The 16,975-nt window shown below is 60.7% G+C and carries 10 protein-coding genes and 2 rRNA genes; 11 read left to right on the top strand and 1 reads right to left on the bottom strand.

Annotated features, from left to right (window positions below; genetic code table 11):
- The 8 genes from CGA22_RS11030 to CGA22_RS10995 all read left to right on the top strand — a co-directional run.
- Positions 1 to 108 (top strand): 23S ribosomal RNA (locus CGA22_RS11030); the annotation flags it as partial.
- 171 nt (positions 109 to 279) lie between these two features.
- Positions 280 to 395 (top strand): 5S ribosomal RNA (rrf, locus tag CGA22_RS11025).
- Between the two features lie 154 nt (positions 396 to 549).
- Positions 550 to 3,996, top strand: a complete 3,447-nt coding sequence (gene recC, locus CGA22_RS11020) for an exodeoxyribonuclease V subunit gamma (protein WP_041020929.1) — start codon at positions 550 to 552, stop codon at positions 3,994 to 3,996.
- Between the two features lie 2 nt (positions 3,997 to 3,998).
- The gene (gene recB, locus CGA22_RS11015) at positions 3,999 to 7,685 is read left to right on the top strand and encodes an exodeoxyribonuclease V subunit beta (RefSeq protein WP_041020928.1); all 3,687 of its coding nucleotides are present in this window, start codon (positions 3,999 to 4,001) and stop codon (positions 7,683 to 7,685) included.
- Positions 7,682 to 9,778, top strand: a complete 2,097-nt coding sequence (recD, locus tag CGA22_RS11010; RefSeq protein ID WP_041020927.1) for an exodeoxyribonuclease V subunit alpha — start codon at positions 7,682 to 7,684, stop codon at positions 9,776 to 9,778. The genes recB and recD overlap by 4 nt, the downstream gene beginning before the upstream one ends.
- Positions 9,779 to 9,912: 134 nt before the next feature.
- Positions 9,913 to 10,488, top strand: coding sequence for a YfiR family protein (locus CGA22_RS11005; RefSeq protein ID WP_041020926.1), 576 nt, complete (start codon positions 9,913 to 9,915; stop codon positions 10,486 to 10,488).
- A complete protein-coding gene (locus tag CGA22_RS11000) occupies positions 10,485 to 11,735 on the top strand; it encodes a diguanylate cyclase domain-containing protein (RefSeq protein WP_188258584.1) in 1,251 nt (416 codons plus the stop codon). Before CGA22_RS11005 ends, CGA22_RS11000 begins: the two co-directional genes overlap by 4 nt.
- A gap of 73 nt (positions 11,736 to 11,808) precedes the next feature.
- Positions 11,809 to 12,261, top strand: a complete 453-nt coding sequence (locus CGA22_RS10995; protein ID WP_084213743.1) for an OmpA family protein — start codon at positions 11,809 to 11,811, stop codon at positions 12,259 to 12,261.
- Here CGA22_RS10995 and CGA22_RS10990 read toward each other — a convergent pair.
- Entirely contained in the window at positions 12,258 to 13,205 is a 948-nt protein-coding gene (locus CGA22_RS10990) for a LysR family transcriptional regulator (protein WP_041022009.1), read from the bottom strand. The two genes, CGA22_RS10995 and CGA22_RS10990, sit on opposite strands and share 4 nt — an antisense overlap.
- A 139-nt stretch (positions 13,206 to 13,344) precedes the next feature.
- Between CGA22_RS10990 and CGA22_RS10985 the strand changes: the two genes are divergently transcribed.
- From CGA22_RS10985 to CGA22_RS10975, 3 genes are all read left to right on the top strand, one after another.
- Positions 13,345 to 14,871: a CoA-acylating methylmalonate-semialdehyde dehydrogenase gene (locus tag CGA22_RS10985; protein ID WP_041022008.1), complete on the top strand. Its 1,527-nt coding sequence runs from the start codon at positions 13,345 to 13,347 to the stop codon at positions 14,869 to 14,871.
- A 10-nt stretch (positions 14,872 to 14,881) separates the two neighbouring features.
- Entirely contained in the window at positions 14,882 to 15,769 is an 888-nt protein-coding gene (mmsB, locus tag CGA22_RS10980; RefSeq protein WP_041022007.1) for a 3-hydroxyisobutyrate dehydrogenase, read from the top strand.
- A 243-nt stretch (positions 15,770 to 16,012) separates the two neighbouring features.
- Positions 16,013 to 16,975, top strand: coding sequence for a proline dehydrogenase family protein (locus tag CGA22_RS10975; protein WP_052435108.1), 963 nt, complete (start codon positions 16,013 to 16,015; stop codon positions 16,973 to 16,975).

The raw sequence follows: 16,975 nt of genomic DNA, 5'->3' as shown, positions 1-16,975 counted from the left end.
TTGAGCTCCCTGAAGGGCCGTCGAAGACTACGACGTTGATAGGCAGGGTGTGTAAGCGCTGTGAGGCGTTGAGCTAACCTGTACTAATTGCCCGTGAGGCTTGACCATATAACACCCAAGCAATTTGTTGGCTCCGAGCTGAAAAGCGCAAGGGCACCAGATTGCGGTGTGTGAAGACGAAACGAACCGAAAGTTCGAACCGCTCAGCAGCAACACACAAACTATCGCATACCCATTCGCTGGAACGTGACCGTAAGGCACGCGCTGGCTACCGAATTTCTTGACGACCATAGAGCGTTGGAACCACCTGATCCCATCCCGAACTCAGAAGTGAAACGATGCATCGCCGATGGTAGTGTGGGGTTTCCCCATGTGAGAGTAGGTCATCGTCAAGATTAAATTCCGAAACCCCTATCTGCTGACGCAGGTAGGGGTTTTGTTTTGCCCGCAGGAAAGTTCTGACGACAAGCGCGGACCGTTCCCGGCTGCCACAACCCCCCGACAGTGCTAAGGTTCGGCCCTAGCTTTTGCATTTTCAAGGATGCCTTTATGCCGGACGCAACGTCCCTCAGCCCAGCCTTCATGGTGATTCATGGCAATCGCCTCGATGAGCTGCGCAGCCTGGTAATCAGCTTGATGCGACGTTATCCGCTGGCCCCGCTGGAGAATGAAATTGCACTCGTACAGAGCAACGGTATTGCCCAATGGCTCAAGCTGGCACTGGCCGAGGATCCGGAAGACGACGATACCGGCGGCTGCGGCATTGCGGCTGCCATTGATGTACAACTGCCCGGCAGCTTCATGTGGCAACTCTATCGAACGGTTCTGGGGCGCGACGAGATTCCGGCCAAGTCGCTGCTGGATAAAGCCCCCCTCACCTGGCGACTGATGCGTCTTTTGCCGCAGTTGATCGAGCAGCCTCATTTCGAGCCCCTGCGTCGGTTCCTCACCCACGACACGGATCTGCGCAAGCGCTATCAGTTGTCTGAGCGCCTTGCCGATCTGTTCGACCAGTATCAGGTGTACCGGGCCGACTGGCTGGAGGACTGGGCAGAGGGCCGGCACCAGACGAGAAATGTCCGAGGCGAAATCAAGGCGCTTGCGCCCGCTAATTGCTGGCAAGCCGAGCTGTGGCGAGCCTTGTTGGTGGATGTGGGAGAAGAAGGCATGGCCCAAAGCCGTGCGGGCGTCCATCAACGGTACATCGAACGCATCAACAGCCTGGAAGCCGCTCCGAAAGGACTTCCTGCACGGGTGATCGTGTTTGGTATTTCCTCACTACCGGCCCAGGCCCTCGAGGCGCTGGCCGGTCTGTCACGGTTCAGCCAGGTTCTCCTGTGCGTCCATAACCCTTGTCGTCATCACTGGGCGGACATCGTGGCCGACAAGGACCTGTTGCGTCACGAGTACAAGCGCCAGGCACGCAAGGCTGGCATGCCCGTTATCCTCGATCCGCAATCCCTGCATCAACATGCTCATCCATTACTCGCGGCGTGGGGCAAGCAAGGGCGCGACTATATCAATCTGCTCGACAGCTATGACGACCCCAATCGCTACCGCTCGGTGTTTCGCGACGGCCGAATCGACCTGTTCAGTGACAGCAATCCCACGACCCTGCTCAGCCAGTTGCAGGATGACATCCTTGAGCTGCGCCCCCTGGCTGAAACCCGGGAGCGCTGGCCTGCCGTCGATACGGCGCGAGACGGATCGATCCGCTTCCATGTCGCCCACAGCGCCCAGCGCGAAGTCGAAATTCTGCATGACCAGTTATTGGCCCATTTCAGCGCAGACCCGACGCTACGTCCTCGGGACATCATCGTCATGGTCCCGGACATCGACAGTTATGCTCCGCATATCCGTGCCGTGTTCGGTCAGCTCGACAGGACGGATCCGCGCTTCATTCCCTTCACCCTGACCGACCAGGGGCAGCGTGGACGTGATCCATTGCTGATTGCCGTCGAGCATTTGCTGAAGCTGCCCGATAGCCGCTTTCCCGTCAGCGAGATCCTCGACTTGTTGGATGTCCCGGCCCTGCGCAAGCGATTCGACCTCGATGAGGCCGACTTGCCGACACTGCATCGTTGGATCGAGGGCGCCGGTATTCGTTGGGGAATGAACGCCGAACATCGCGCCGGGCTCGGGCTGCCCGCTGAGCTTGAGCAGAACAGCTGGCGGTTTGGTCTGCGACGCATGCTGTTGGGATATGCCGTCGGCAGTTCGGACGCCTATGACGGCATCGAACCCTATGACGAAATCGGTGGCCTCGACGCGGCGTTGATCGGCCCCCTGGCCGCTTTACTGGATGCGCTGGAAGTCGCCCATCAGTCGCTCACCGAGCCCGCATCCCCACAGGTGTGGGGATCGCGTCTGCGGGACTTGATGCAATTGTTTTTCCAGGCGAGCAGTGAGCATGACGACTATCTGCTGGCTCAGCTTGAAGACCTGCGCGAGACCTGGCTGGAAACCTGCGAGTCGGTGGGGCTGCAGGATGAATTGCCGCTGACGGTGGTACGCGAGGCTTGGCTGGCAGGGCTGGACCAAGGTCGACTGTCCCAGCGCTTTCTCGCCGGAGCGGTCAACTTCTGCACCTTGATGCCGATGCGTGCAATCCCCTTCAATCTGGTGTGCCTGCTGGGGATGAACGACGGCGATTATCCGAGAGCCCAGCCGCCGTTGGACTTCGATCTCATGGGCAGTGACTATCGGCCCGGTGATCGCTCCCGGCGTGAGGACGATCGTTATCTGCTATTGGAGGCGCTGCTGTCGGCCCGGGAAAAACTCTATATAAGCTGGGTAGGGCGCAGTATCCGCGATAACAGCGACCGACCCGCATCGGTGTTGATCGGTCAGTTGCGGGATCATCTGGCCAGCGGCTGGCGGCTGGTGGACGACAGCAAGGACCTTCTCGGGGCACTGACCCAGGAGCATCCCCTGCAACCGTTCAGCGCTCGTTATTTCCTCCAGGGTAATGACCTGTTCAGCTATGCCAGTGAATGGCGGATGCTTCACGACAATCAGGACCATACGGGCAATGCCCAGGTGCTGGAGCCCTATGTTCAGGAAGAGCCCTTGAGCCTCGGACAGTTGCAGGACTTCCTGCGCAACCCCGTTCGCCACTTTTTCAGCCAGCGACTCAAGGTGTTCTTCGAAGCCATCGAAGCACCGCTGGCCGATGACGAGCCCTTCGTGCTCGATGCCCTGCAACGCTATAGCCTGAGCGACAGCTTGCTGGAAGCCGCCCTGGTGCGCCTGGACCAGCCGGATCTGGCCCTGGAGGCCCATGCCAAGCGCCTGCAGAACAGCGGCCTGTTACCCATGGCGGGTTTCGGTGAGTGCATGCAACGCGAACTGATCGAGCCCCTGCCGGATCTGCTCCAGCGTTATCAGCAACTTCTGGCGTTATGGCCCACCCCGTTGACCAGCGCAGTGCCTGTCAGTCTCCAATTGCATGACGTCAGTGTCGAAGGATGGCTCAGCGGCCTGCACCAGCGTTCCGACGGCGCGGTCCTTGCCATCACTGCCATACCCAACAGCATCGGTTCCGTCAGGACCCGGAAGTGGCACCGCCTGATACGTCCCTGGGTCAATCATCTCGTGGCGTGCGCCAGCGGGCTGTCGATGACCACCGCATTGGTGGCGAGTGATGACAGCTTGCTGCTGGCACCGTTTGAAGAAGCTGTGGCGCGAAGACTGCTCAGTGACCTGTTGCAGGCTTGGCAGTCAGGCATGCGCCAGCCGTTGCCGATTGCAGTGAAAACCGCCTTCGCCTGGCTTGGCCAGACAGATCCGGATAAAGCCGAGGCGGCGGCCCGAAAAACCTACGAAGGCGATGGGCTGACTTCTGAAGGCGAGCGGCGGGAGAGTCCGGCCCTGGCCCGGCAGTTTGCCGACTTCGATGCCCTGACGGCAGACGAGACATTTCCTGACTGGTGCGATGCGCTTTATCGGCCGCTGTTCGAGGCTCCATGGCGTTCCGCAATCGGCGAGGAGGCGTAATCATGAGTCGGCAGACACCTCTGGCCCTGGCGTTTCCCCTGCGCGGGAGCCAATTGATCGAAGCCAGTGCGGGTACTGGCAAGACCTTTACCATTTCCGCGTTGTACCTGCGGCTGGTGTTGGGCCATGGCGGCTCGGCGACCGGATTCGGTCGCGAACTGCTTCCTCCGCAAATCCTGGTCGTGACTTTTACGGACGCCGCTACCAAGGAGCTGCGCGAACGTATCCGCACGCGCCTGGCCGAAGCCGCGCGTTTCTTTCGGGATGAGATTCCGGCCCCCGATTCACTGATCGCCCAGTTGCGTGACGAGTTCGACGAAGCGCAATGGCCCGGTTGCGCCAATCGGCTGGACATCGCTGCGCAATGGATGGATGAAGCCGCGGTTTCGACCATTCATAGCTGGTGCCAGCGGATGTTGCGTGAACACGCCTTCGACAGCGGCAGCCTGTTTACCCAAACCCTGGAAACCGATCACAGCGAATTGCTTGGCGAAGTACTGCGCGATTATTGGCGGCTGTTCTGCTACTCGATGCAGGGTGAAGCGCTGAACTGGGTGCGCACCCATTGGGGAGGGCCTGCTGCGCTGTTGCCGCGGGTCAGGGGGTTGTTTTCCAGCGAGCGTGACAACGGTGACGGGCTTGAGCCTGCCGAGCTCATCCTGGCGTCGCTTCAGGAACGCAGTACCGCGTTGCTCGACCTCAAGGCGCCCTGGCGGCAATGGGCAGTGGAGCTGCTGGAGATCTGCCAGCAAGGCGTTGCCAACAAGAGCGTCGACGGGCGCAAGATGCAGGCGCGCTACTTCGAGCCGTGGTTTCAGAAAATCTTCGCCTGGGTGGATGACGAGAGCCTCGAACTCCTGGATATCGGTACCGGGTTTACGCGGCTGACCCCCGAAGGCATGGCGGAGGCCTGGAAAGGCGAAGTGCCCAGCCATCCAGGGCTGGAGGCCATGGCCAGTCTCAAGGCCAGCCTGGAGGCGTTGCCCACCCCGGATGCAGCGGTGTTGCAGCATGCGGCCCAATGGGTGGGCGCGCGCTTCGAGGCAGAGAAACGCCGACGCGCGGAGATGGGCTTCGACGACATGCTGCTGAGGCTGGACGCGGCGCTGCTGGCCGAGGGTGGCGAACGTCTGGCGAGCCTGATACGCGAGCAGTTTCCGGTCGCGTTGATCGACGAGTTCCAGGACACCGATCCGGTTCAATACCGGATCTTCGAAAGCATCTACCGAATTGAAGACAACAACCCCGAGACGGGGCTGTTCCTGATCGGTGATCCGAAACAGGCCATCTATGCCTTTCGTGGCGCCGATATCCATACCTACCTGCGTGCCCGTGAGGCGACCGCCGGCAGGCTGCATACCCTGGGAACCAACTTCCGTTCCAGCCACGCCATGGTGGGCGCGGTAAACCATATTTTCCAGAACGCCGAATCCCGTCCGAGCGGGCGCGGGGCATTCCTGTTTCGTGAAGCACCGGACAAGAACCCGGTGCCGTTCCTGCCCGTTGATGCCCAGGGCCGCAAGGAGTCCTTGCAGATCGCGGGCGAGCCCCTTGCAGCCTTGAATATCTGGCATTTGCCGTCGGACAAGCCGCTCTCCGGTGCGGTCTATCGGCAGCAAATGGCGGCTGCCTGTGCCAGTGAGATCACGGCGCTGCTCAACGGCGGCCAGTCGGGGCGCGACGGTTTCATCGAGGATGGAAAAGCGCTGCGTGGGCTGTTGCCCGCAGATATCGCGATCCTGGTGCGGGACGGTAAAGAGGCGCAGGCGGTGCGGGACGAGTTGTCCGCGCGAGGGGTACGCAGTGTCTATCTGTCCGATAAGGATTCGGTCTTTGCCTCGCAGGAAGCGCGTGACGTGCTGATCTGGCTCAGGGCCTGTGCCGAGCCGGATGTCGAGCGGCCATTGCGGGCTGCGCTGGCGAGCATCACGTTGAACCTGCCGCTCACGGAGCTGGAGCGACTCAACCAGGATGAGTTGGCCTGGGAGGCACGGGTCATGCAGTTCCGTGGCTACCGTACGGTCTGGCGCACCCAGGGGGTGCTGCCCATGCTGCGGCGACTGCTGCATGACTTCGAGCTGCCCCAGGCCTTGATGGCGCGCAATGAGGGTGAGCGGGTGCTGACCAATCTGCTGCACCTCAGCGAACTCCTGCAACAGGCGGCCGGTGAGTTGGATGGTGAGCAGGCCCTGATCCGCCATCTGTCGGAGCACCTGGCCTTGTCTGGTCAGGCCGGAGAAGAACAGATCCTGCGCCTGGAAAGCGATGAGCAACTGGTCAAGGTGGTGACGATCCACAAGTCCAAGGGGTTGGAGTATCCATTGGTATTCCTGCCGTTCATCTGTTCGACGAAGCCGGTGGATGGCAGCCGATTGCCGTTGCATTACCACGATGAAACCGGCAAGGCACAGATCAGCCTGAAGCCTTCCGCCGAACTGATCGCCAAGGCTGATGACGAACGTCTGGCCGAGGACCTGCGCCTGCTCTACGTGGCACTTACCCGCGCGCAACATGCCTGTTGGCTGGGGGTTGCCGATCTCAAGCGGGGTAATAACAGCAGCTCGATCCTGCATCTGTCTGCCCTGGGGTATCTGTTGGGCGGCGGTATGCCGCTGCCCGATTCGGTGCAGTTGCGGCGTTGGCTGGAAGACCTGCAACAAGGCAGTGCTGCGGTGAGTTGCCAGGAGATGCCCCTGGCCACCGACGAACGCTACCGTCCCCCGCGCAACGAAGCCGTGCTGCTCGACCCCTTGAGGCCGGTACGCAAAGCCAGTGAAAACTGGTGGATCGCCTCGTATAGCGCCTTGCGCATCGGCGAGATCCTGAGTGCAGGCAGCGACACGGCGCCGGAAGATCCCCAGGCCCAGAAACTGTTCGACGATGAGCGGCTTGATCCTGATGCGCCCAGGGAAGTCGTCGCCATCGGGGGGGACATTCACCGCTTCCCTCGCGGACCCAATCCCGGCACTTTCCTCCACGGCCTCCTGGAGTGGGTCGCCGGCGAAGGGTTTGCCGTCGCGCCAACGGCCATCGAAGACGCCATTGCCCGACGTTGCAATCGTCGGGGCTGGAAAGGCTGGATCACGACGCTCAGCGATTGGTTGCAGCACCTGATAGCAACGCCCATGCGCATCGGCAACGATCAGCCGGTGGTGCTTGAGCGCTTGATCCGGTTCCAGGTCGAGATGGAGTTCTGGTTCGCCAGCCATAAGGTCGATGTGCTCAAACTTGATGAGCTGGTTTGCCGATTCACCCATGGCGGTGTGGCCCGCGTCGCCGCGGAACCGGTCATGCTCAACGGCATGTTCAAGGGATTCATCGACCTGACGTTCGAGCATGAAGGGCGATACTACGTGGCGGACTACAAATCCAACTGGCTGGGGAGCGATGACACGGCCTACACCCCTCAAGCCATGGAGCAATCGATCCTCGACAATCGCTACGATCTGCAATATGTGCTGTACCTGTTGGCGCTGCATCGTCAGCTCAAGGCGCGCTTGCCCGACTATGACTACGACCGACATGTCGGCGGTGCGCTGTACCTGTTTCTTCGTGGTACCCGTGCGGCCAGTCAAGGGGTCTATTTCACCAAGCCTGCGCGAGCACTGATCGAACAACTGGATCGCCTTTTCCAAGGGGCGCCCGAGCCCAAGGCTGAGCCAGCATGGGTACAGGGAGAATTGCTATGAGTCGGACGTTTGTCGATCTGCTGCCCACATCATCGGATGACGAAAGCCTGATCGAACTGGCGCCTTTGGACCGTGCGGATGATCTGCTGCTGTTGCTGACGCGCTGGGTCGAGCGCGGCTGGCTGCGTGCCCTGGACAAAGCCTTCGTTGCGTTCCTTCATGAGCTGGCGCCCGACGACGATCCATTGGTGCTGCTTGCTGCGGCGCTTGCCAGTCACCAGCTGGGCCACGGACATGTCTGCCTGGACCTGTTCGAAACGCTCAAGGAACCGGATTTTGCCTTGTCGCTTCCCCCCGAGGGGGATTCGCAAACCGGTGTGATGCTGTTGCCATCGCAAATATTGCGGACCCTGGAAGGGGCTCATTGGTGCAAGACCCTGGCCTCCAGCCGTCTGGTGGCCTTGGCTGCCGATGAGCGCGAGGAGGCGCGGCAACGCCCGTTGGTACTGTCCGGTAAACGTCTTTATCTGCGGCGCTATTGGACCTACGAGCGGCGGATCGATGAGGCGTTGCGTCAACGGCTGGCCGAACAGGAGACCGCCCCCGTCGATCTGGGCGAACGCCTGGACGGACTGTTCGGTCCGGCCGCGCCTGCAGGTCCGATCGACTGGCAGAAACTGGCCTGTGCCCTGGCGACCCGGAGGGCTTTCAGTATCGTGACCGGCGGTCCGGGCACCGGCAAGACCACCACCGTCGTGCGTTTGTTGGCGCTGCTTCAAGCGCCTGCCGTCGAGGCCGGGAAGCCGCTGCGGATTCGCTTGGCGGCGCCTACCGGCAAGGCGGCGGCGCGCCTGACCGAATCCATCAGCCAGCAGGTCCGGACCCTGGATGTACCCGATGCCGTGCGCGAGCGGATTCCTTGCGACGTGACCACAGTCCATCGTTTGTTGGGCAGTCGGCCTGGAACCCGGCATTTTCGACACCATGGGGGGAATCGGTTGCCATTGGATGTGCTGGTGATCGACGAGGCGTCCATGATCGATCTGGAGATGATGGCCAATCTACTGGATGCGCTGCCGCCCCATGCGCGGTTGGTGCTGCTCGGGGACAAGGATCAATTGGCCTCGGTGGAGGCCGGTGCGGTGCTGGCGGATTTGTGTCGGGATGCCGAGGAGGGTTGGTACAACGCCCGAACCCGAGCCTGGCTTGAGTCGGTCAGCGGCGAAGACCTGTCGGCCGCTGATTTGCAGCAAGACCTCGATGGCACTCATCCGTTGGCACAGCAAGTGGTCATGCTCCGGCACTCCCGTCGCTTCGGCGAGGGCAGTGGTATCGGCCAACTGGCTCGATGGGTCAACCAACAGCAGCCCGAAAAGGCACGCCAGTTGCTGGTGGGCAAGCGACATGCCGACTTGTTCTCCCTGGCATTGAAGGGTGAGCACGATGGAGCGCTGGAGCGCTTGCTGCTTGAAGGCCAGGCAGAAGGCCCCCAGGGTTATCGACATTACCTGAGCCTGCTGCAGCAACGACGGCCGGTGGCGTCCCGTCCACTGGAGGATGCCTGCTGGGTCGATTGGGCTCGGGAAGTCCTCTCTGCATTCGATGCTTTTCAACTGCTCTGCGCCGTGCGTAAAGGCCCCTGGGGTGTCGAAGGGCTGAACCAGAGAGTGACCGCAGCGTTGCTCAAGGCCCGTCTTATCGGCAGCGATCACCAGTGGTACGAAGGCCGTCCGGTCTTGATGACCCGCAACGACTATGGTCTGGGGTTGATGAACGGTGACATCGGGATTGCCCTCAAATTGCCCGAACGTGATGGGCCGGATGCGGGCCGGCAGGTCCTGCGCGTGGCATTCCCTCGCAACGACGGACAGGGTGGTGTGCGCTTCGTCCTGCCCAGCCGCTTGAATGATGTGGAAACCGTGTATGCCATGACCGTGCATAAATCCCAGGGCTCGGAATTCACCCATACGGCCCTGATACTCCCGGATGCGCTGAACCCCGTATTGACCAAAGAGCTGGTGTACACAGCCATTACCCGGGCCAAGCAGTGGTTCAGCCTGATCGAACCAAGGCCGGGGATATTCGAGGAAGCGGTTCGACGCAAGGTCAAGCGCCTGAGCGGGCTGATGCTGGATCTGGAATCGCGGAGCTGAATGAACAGGCGTGCACGGCATTAAAATTAATGACGTTGATTTTTTGACGGAAACTACCGTAAGGCGTTGTCTCGCTGGCTTTTTGGCACTGTGCTATCGTTCCGACGTTTATTGGACCGATCAAGAGATTTTCCATGGGTGGGGCTGTTTGGAAAGCACCGCGAGCCAAGGACTGGAGGCATTATCTGCTTGCCAGTCTTTTGTGTTTGCTGTCGCCTGTCCTGGTCGCCGAAACCCAGGAGCCCACGAGTCACGCGCAGATGCGGGCCGAGGCGGTGACCCAGGTCGTATTGGGCATTCTCAGCTACGCCCGCTGGCCCATAGAACCTACCCAACTGCAGCTTTGCATTGTCGGGCCGACCCAATACACCGACGATCTGGTCAAAGGCACCACCCAAGCCACAGGCCGAACAGTGAGCGTGCGGCGCTTGCTGGCGGATCACCCTGGCATCGCCGATGAATGCAACGCGGTCTATGTCGGCAGACTGACCGCCGATGAGCACACCCAACTGTTCGCTTCCTTGATCGGCAAACCGGTGTTGAGCATCAGCGAAGGCGGTGACCAGTGCACGGTGGGCAGCCTGTTCTGTTTGCGGGTGGGTGATGAACAGGTGGCGTTCGAGGTCAATCTCGATTCGGTCGCGCGCAGCGGTGTACGCATCCATCCGAGTGTCCTGCAGCTTTCACGTCGCAGGTCGGCGGCGCCATGAACCTGCCAGCCCCGCGTCTGCGTCCCACCCTGGGTTCGGTCATCGGTCGTGGTCATCTGATCGTTGCGCTGGTGGCGGTGACCATGGCCAGTGTCTCCCTGACGTTGCTGGGGGTGCTTGCGTTGCGGGTTTACGCCGACCACAACCTGCACCTGATTGCACGGTCGATCAACTACACCGTGGAGGCGGCCGTTGTATTCGATGACTCGGTGGCAGCCACCGAGGCGCTGGCATTGATTGCCACCACCGAGGAGGTCGCCGATGCCCGGGTATTCAATGAGCATGGCCGTCTGTTGGCGCATTGGCAGCGACCGGAAACCGGTCTGTTGTCGGAGCTGGAGATGCACATCGCCAAGGCATTCCTGGAGAAACCCATCAGCGTGCCGATCCTTCATCAAGGACAAGCCGTTGGCAGTGTCCACTTGGCCGGGCATGGCGGCAGCCTGTTGCGCTTTTTGCTCAGCGGCCTGGCGGGAATCATTGTGTGCACGGCGGTGAGTGCCTGGGTGGCGCTGTACCTGGCCCGGCGCCAGTTACAGGCGATCACCGGCCCCTTGCGCAGCCTGGCGGACGTGGCTCACGCGGCACGTAGCGAGCGCGCCCTGGATCGGCGGGTGCCGCCGGCTGCCATTGCCGAGCTGGACAACCTGGGTAACGACTTCAACGCGCTGCTCGCCGAACTCGAGTCCTGGCAGACCCATCTGCAGAGCGAGAACGAAACCCTGGCCCATCAGGCCAGCCACGACAGCCTGACCGGACTGCCGAACCGGGCATTTTTCGAAGGCCGGCTGATTCGTGCCTTGCGCAATGCAAGCAAATTCGACGAGCAGGTGGCGGTGTTGTATCTGGACAGTGATCGGTTCAAGGGTATCAATGACAATTTCGGTCACGCTGCCGGTGATGCCGTGCTGATGGCTGTGGCGACCCGGGTCCGTGCCCAGCTTCGTGAGGATGACCTGGTGGCGCGCCTTGGGGGGGATGAGTTCGCGGTGCTGCTTGCACCGTTGCACAAAGTCGAGGACGCCGAACGGATCGCTGAGAAGATCATCGCCAGTATGGATATACCGATTCAGTTGCCTGGTAATGCTTCGGTACTGACCTCACTCAGTGTCGGCATTGCGGTTTACCCCGATCATGGCGCCACTCCGGGCGCTTTGCTGCATGCCGCCGACGCAGCGATGTACCAGGCCAAGCGTCTCGCCCGAGGCGGCCAACATTCGACGGGGGCGGAGCACCCCGTTGCTTAACTTCAAAACCAGGAGCTGACGCGTGCGTTCATACCCTCAATCTGTCCTGCAGATATTCATTTCATTTCTGTTCATGGCTGTCCTGGCCTTGAGTGGTTGCCAGACTGCCCCGCCAAAAGGTCTCACGCCTGCGCAGATTGCCGTGCTCAAGGAGCAAGGGTTCAAACTGACCGACGAAGGTTGGGCATTCGGTCTGTCGGGCAAGGTATTGTTTGGCAGCGACGTGGAAAGCCTCAATCAGCCCAGCACCGAGATCGTCGAGCGAATCGGCAAGGCGCTGCTGGGTGCCGGAATCGAACGGGTACGCGTCGATGGCCATACCGACGCGTCGGGCTCCCAGGCCTATAACGATCAACTGTCGATACGTCGGGCCAACAGTGTGAGCAAGGTGTTGATCGGCGTTGGCATGCGCGAAGAAAATGTTCAGTCCCGCGGCCTGGGCAGCAGCAAGCCAGTCGCATCCAACGACACGGTCGAAGGTCGGACGGAGAATCGTCGTGTGGCCATCGTGGTCATTGCCGACTAATCGGCAAACTCCATCTCCCGGCTTTCGCCCATCAGCAACGCCTGATTCCGTTCAGTCACTTCCCTGATGTAATCCCACAACAGGGTAATCCGCTTGAGCTTGCGCAGATCCTCCCGGCAGTACATCCAGAACTGCCGGGTGATGGTGATGTCCTCCGGTAGTACTGGCAGCAACCGCGGATCCTGGGCGGCGAGGAAACACGGTAGGATCGCCAGGGAACGTCCCTGCTGCGCCGCTACGAACTGCGCGATCACGCTGGTGCTGCGCAAGTGTGCGCTGGCGTCGGGCAGTACGTTTGCCAGGTAGAGCAACTCCGAACTGAACGCCAGGTCATCCACGTAGCTGATGAACGAATGCTTGCCCAGGTCGGACGGACGCTGGATGGGCGGATGGCTGTCCAGGTAGGGCTGGGTGGCGTAGAGCTGCAGCCGGTAGTCACACAATTTGCAGCACACGTAGGGGCCATGTTCGGGGCGCTCCAGGGCGATGACAATGTCGGCCTCGCGCTTGGAGAGACTGATGAAGTGTGGCAGCGGCAGGATGTCCACCGAGATGGCGGGATAGGCATCGACGAAGTGGCTCAGTTGCGGCGTGATGAAGTAGCTGCCAAAGCCTTCCGTGCAGCCCATGCGCACATGGCCTGACAGCGCGACGCCCGATCCGGACACCTGTTCGCAGGCCATGTGCAGGGTGCTTTCGATCGATTCGGCGTAGCTCAGCAGGCGTTGACCTTCGGCGGTCAACACAAAGCCGTTGGTCCGGGACTTTTCGAACAGCAGCGTTCCCAATGAAGCTTCCAGCGAGCCGATGCGTCGCGACACGGTGGTGTAGTCGACGCCAAGGCGCTTGGCCGCCGTGCTGGCCTTGCGGGTGCGGGCCACCTCGAGGAAAAACTTGAGGTCGTCCCAGTTCAGCGAGCCGAGGGATGTGATGTTTTTTTGCATGATGGACCGGTTTTTATGTGCGTTCTTATTAGAAGTTTGCACATCTATACTCCAAAAACCGTCTCATCACCAAGGTGTCTTTAGCACCCTGGTTTCTGCTGAATCAACGCTCTCTATAAGAACAATCCCGGAGGCCAGCATGAACGTTTCCCTCACGCCCAGTGACACCACCCTGCAGACCGTCAAGCTGTTGATCGACGGCGAGTGGGTTGAGTCCCGTTCCAGCGAATGGCACGACATCGTCAACCCGGCCACCCAGCAGGTGCTGGCGAAAGTCCCATTTGCCACCGCCTCGGAAGTCGATGCCGCCATTGCCGCTGCCCAACGTGCCTTCCAGACCTGGAAGTTGACGCCCATTGGTGCGCGCATGCGCATCATGCTCAAGCTCCAGGCATTGATCCGCGAACATTCCAAACGCATTGCCGCCGTGCTCAGCGCCGAGCAGGGTAAGACCCTCGCGGACGCCGAGGGCGATATTTTCCGTGGCCTGGAAGTGGTCGAGCATGCCTGTTCCATCGGCACGCTGCAGATGGGTGAGTTTGCCGAGAACGTCGCCGGAGGTGTTGACACCTACACGCTGCGCCAACCGATCGGTGTCTGTGCGGGCATCACACCGTTCAACTTCCCGGCGATGATTCCGCTGTGGATGTTCCCGATGGCCATCGCCTGCGGCAACACCTTTGTCCTCAAGCCATCGGAACAGGATCCGCTGTCGACCATGTTGCTGGTTGAACTGGCAGTCGAAGCCGGTGTGCCGGCGGGCGTGCTCAACGTGGTGCATGGCGGCAAGGACGTGGTGGATGCGCTCTGCACTCATAAAGACATCAAAGCCGTTTCGTTTGTCGGCTCGACGGCGGTCGGCACCCATGTGTATGACCTGGCGGGGCGTCATGGCAAGCGCGTGCAGTCGATGATGGGCGCGAAGAACCACGCGGTGGTGCTGCCCGACGCCAATCGCGAACAAACCCTCAATGCCCTGGTGGGTGCCGGCTTCGGCGCAGCAGGCCAGCGTTGCATGGCGACCTCCGTGGTGGTGATGGTGGGCGCGGCCAGGCAATGGCTGCCGGAACTGAAGACGCTGGCGCAGAAACTCAAGGTCAACGCCGGAAGTGAGCCGGGCACCGACATCGGCCCGGTGATCTCCAAGCGGGCCAAGGCGCGGATCCTCGAATTGATCGAGAGCGGCGTGCAGCAGGGCGCGAAACTGGAGCTCGATGGCCGGGGCGTCAGCGTGCCGGGCTTCGAACAGGGCAACTTTGTCGGACCAACGCTGTTTTCCGGCGTGACCACTGACATGCGTATCTACACCGAAGAAATTTTCGGGCCAGTGCTGGTGGTGCTGGAAGTCGACACCCTCGATGAGGCGATTGCCCTTGTCAATGCCAACCCGTTTGGCAATGGCACAGGCCTGTTCACCCAGAGCGGCGCGGCGGCGCGCAAGTTCCAGAGTGAAATCGACGTCGGCCAGGTGGGGATCAACATCCCGATTCCAGTGCCGGTGCCGTTTTTCAGCTTCACCGGCTCCCGCGGTTCGAAACTCGGTGACCTCGGTCCGTACGGCAAACAGGTGGTGCAGTTCTACACTCAGACCAAGACCGTTACCGCGCGCTGGTTCGATGATGACAGCGTCAATGACGGCGTGAACACCACCATCAACCTGCGCTAAGGAGTCGGACATGAACATCGCATTTATCGGCCTGGGCAACATGGGCGCGCCCATGGCGCGCAACCTGCTCAAGGCCGGCCATTCGCTGAACCTGTTCGACCTGAACCAGACCGTGCTGGCCGAACTCGCGGCATTGGGCGGCACGGTCAGCGCCTCACCTCGCGATGCGGCCCAAGGCGCGGCACTGGTGATCACCATGCTGCCGGCCGCCGCTCATGTACGCAGCGTCTGGCTGGGTGAAGACGGCGTGCTGGCCGGCATTGCCGCCGGTACGCCAGCGGTTGATTGCAGCACGATCGATCCGCAGACCGCTCGCGACGTCGCCGCCGCTGCCGCCAGGCAAGGCGTGGCGATGGCCGATGCGCCGGTCTCGGGTGGCACCGGTGGTGCGGCGGCTGGCACGTTGACCTTCATGGTCGGTGCCACCGCCGAGTTGTTCGCTACCTTGCAACCGGTGTTGGCGCAGATGGGTCGCAACATCGTCCATTGCGGCGAAGTGGGCACGGGCCAGATCGCCAAGATTTGTAACAACCTGCTACTTGGAATCTCCATGGTGGGCGTCAGCGAGGCCATGGCCCTGGGCGATGCCTTGGGGATCGACACCCAGGTGCTGGCCGGCATCATCAACAGTTCCACGGGGCGGTGCTGGAGTTCGGATACCTACAACCCGTGGCCAGGCGTGATCGAAACGGCACCGGCCTCCCGTGGCTACACCGGTGGCTTCGGTGCCGACCTGATGCTCAAGGATCTGGGCCTGGCCACCGAAGCCGCAAGGCAGGTTCATCAGCCGGTGGTGCTGGGTGCAGTGGCGCAGCAGTTGTATCAGGCGATGAGCCAGAGGGGCGAAGGCGGCAAGGACTTTTCGGCCATCGTTAACAGCTATCGCAAGCCTCAATAAGCGCGCGAGGCGGATCATTGTGGCGAGGGGGAAGAACCTTCGCCACACATGTTGTGCTGCTTTATTGAAGCTGTAATAAAGCCTGTTTAATGTACAAGCGCCCTGCTTATTCCCAAGTTTCATATCCATGAAACTCTAGCGAATTAAGCCGGGTTTGTTGTGTTTATTGAGTGTTGACAGAAATAAATCATTGCACAATACTCGGCGCTCAGGACGAGCGACACATATCAAGGAGCGATACCCATGCCCTCGCAGGAAACATGCGTACTTACCTCTGCCGGCCTTAAAAAGTTGGCGTTGAATCAAGAGTGCCGAGACGCTTTCAACAAAGACTCGCTGTTCTTCAGGTTATTCGAACGAGCCGCTCAGCGTTATATAGTCTCGTCGAGACTGGAAGGCCTGCCCGCCAAGCTGCAACTGCTCTGCGACAAGGGTTACCGGCTCGGTGTCGAATATGTCGGTGAAGAAAACCATGACCCGCGCGTCGTACAGGTTTTTGTCGATGAATACCTGACGTCCATCCAGACTTTCGCTAAAGCCGGATTAACTCCCCAGTTAGGTTTCGATTTAAGTGCGGTGGGGATGCTGATATCCCAGGAAACTGCTTATCGCAACGCCACTGCAATTCTGTCCGCCGCAGCGGAACATAATATTCCCGTGATGATCAGTATGGAGCACTCTTCGGCGGTCGATAAGATCCTGGAAGTGTATTCCCAGTTGGCGCCCGATCATTCCAATATCGGTCTCACCGTGCAGGCACACTTGCATAGAACGGTGAATGATCTACCCGCCCTCATTGGTTATGGCCGTAAGATCAGGCTGGTCAAGGGCGTTTATAACGAAGCGCCCGAAGTCGCTCTTCCCCGGGGCGCTGAACTTGATGAACGCTATTTGAAACTGCTGGCCAGCATCCTCGACGCCGGGGTTCCGGTCAGTTGCGCAACGCAGGATCCCAACCTGATCAAGCGCCTCTTCGAAGAGGGCTTCCACTCCCGCATCGAAGAGCTGGAAATGCTCCATGGCGTGCAACCGGAAACGTTGCGCAAAGCCAAGGATGCGGGGCTGGCCTGTCGTATCGCGGCGGTCTACGGCGATAGCTGGTACCTGCATTTCCTGCATCGGCTGGCGGAGTCGCCTGTCAACGTCCTCGAGAGCCTGGCCGACTTCTACGACCCTTCTCGCATTGTCTTTGGCGCAGGTTATTAA

This window comes from Pseudomonas sp. PSB18, from assembly GCF_014596565.1.
Lineage (GTDB): Bacteria > Pseudomonadota > Gammaproteobacteria > Pseudomonadales > Pseudomonadaceae > Aquipseudomonas.
This window is presented reverse-complemented; position numbering and strand designations above follow the sequence as displayed.

What these genes read in the sequence shown, in the direction of transcription:
- CGA22_RS10975 (WP_052435108.1), top strand. Translation starts at nt 16,013, where the DNA reads ATGCCCTCGCAGGAAACATGCGTACTTACCTCTGCCGGCCTTAAAAAG.
- CGA22_RS10995 (WP_084213743.1), top strand. Translation starts at nt 11,809, where the DNA reads ATGGCTGTCCTGGCCTTGAGTGGTTGCCAGACTGCCCCGCCAAAAGGT.
- recB (WP_041020928.1), top strand. Translation starts at nt 3,999, where the DNA reads ATGAGTCGGCAGACACCTCTGGCCCTGGCGTTTCCCCTGCGCGGGAGC.
- recC (WP_041020929.1), top strand. Translation starts at nt 550, where the DNA reads ATGCCGGACGCAACGTCCCTCAGCCCAGCCTTCATGGTGATTCATGGC.
- CGA22_RS11000 (WP_188258584.1), top strand. Translation starts at nt 10,485, where the DNA reads ATGAACCTGCCAGCCCCGCGTCTGCGTCCCACCCTGGGTTCGGTCATC.
- CGA22_RS10990 (WP_041022009.1), bottom strand. Translation starts at nt 13,205, where the DNA reads ATGCAAAAAAACATCACATCCCTCGGCTCGCTGAACTGGGACGACCTC.
- mmsB (WP_041022007.1), top strand. Translation starts at nt 14,882, where the DNA reads ATGAACATCGCATTTATCGGCCTGGGCAACATGGGCGCGCCCATGGCG.
- CGA22_RS11005 (WP_041020926.1), top strand. Translation starts at nt 9,913, where the DNA reads ATGGGTGGGGCTGTTTGGAAAGCACCGCGAGCCAAGGACTGGAGGCAT.
- CGA22_RS10985 (WP_041022008.1), top strand. Translation starts at nt 13,345, where the DNA reads ATGAACGTTTCCCTCACGCCCAGTGACACCACCCTGCAGACCGTCAAG.
- recD (WP_041020927.1), top strand. Translation starts at nt 7,682, where the DNA reads ATGAGTCGGACGTTTGTCGATCTGCTGCCCACATCATCGGATGACGAA.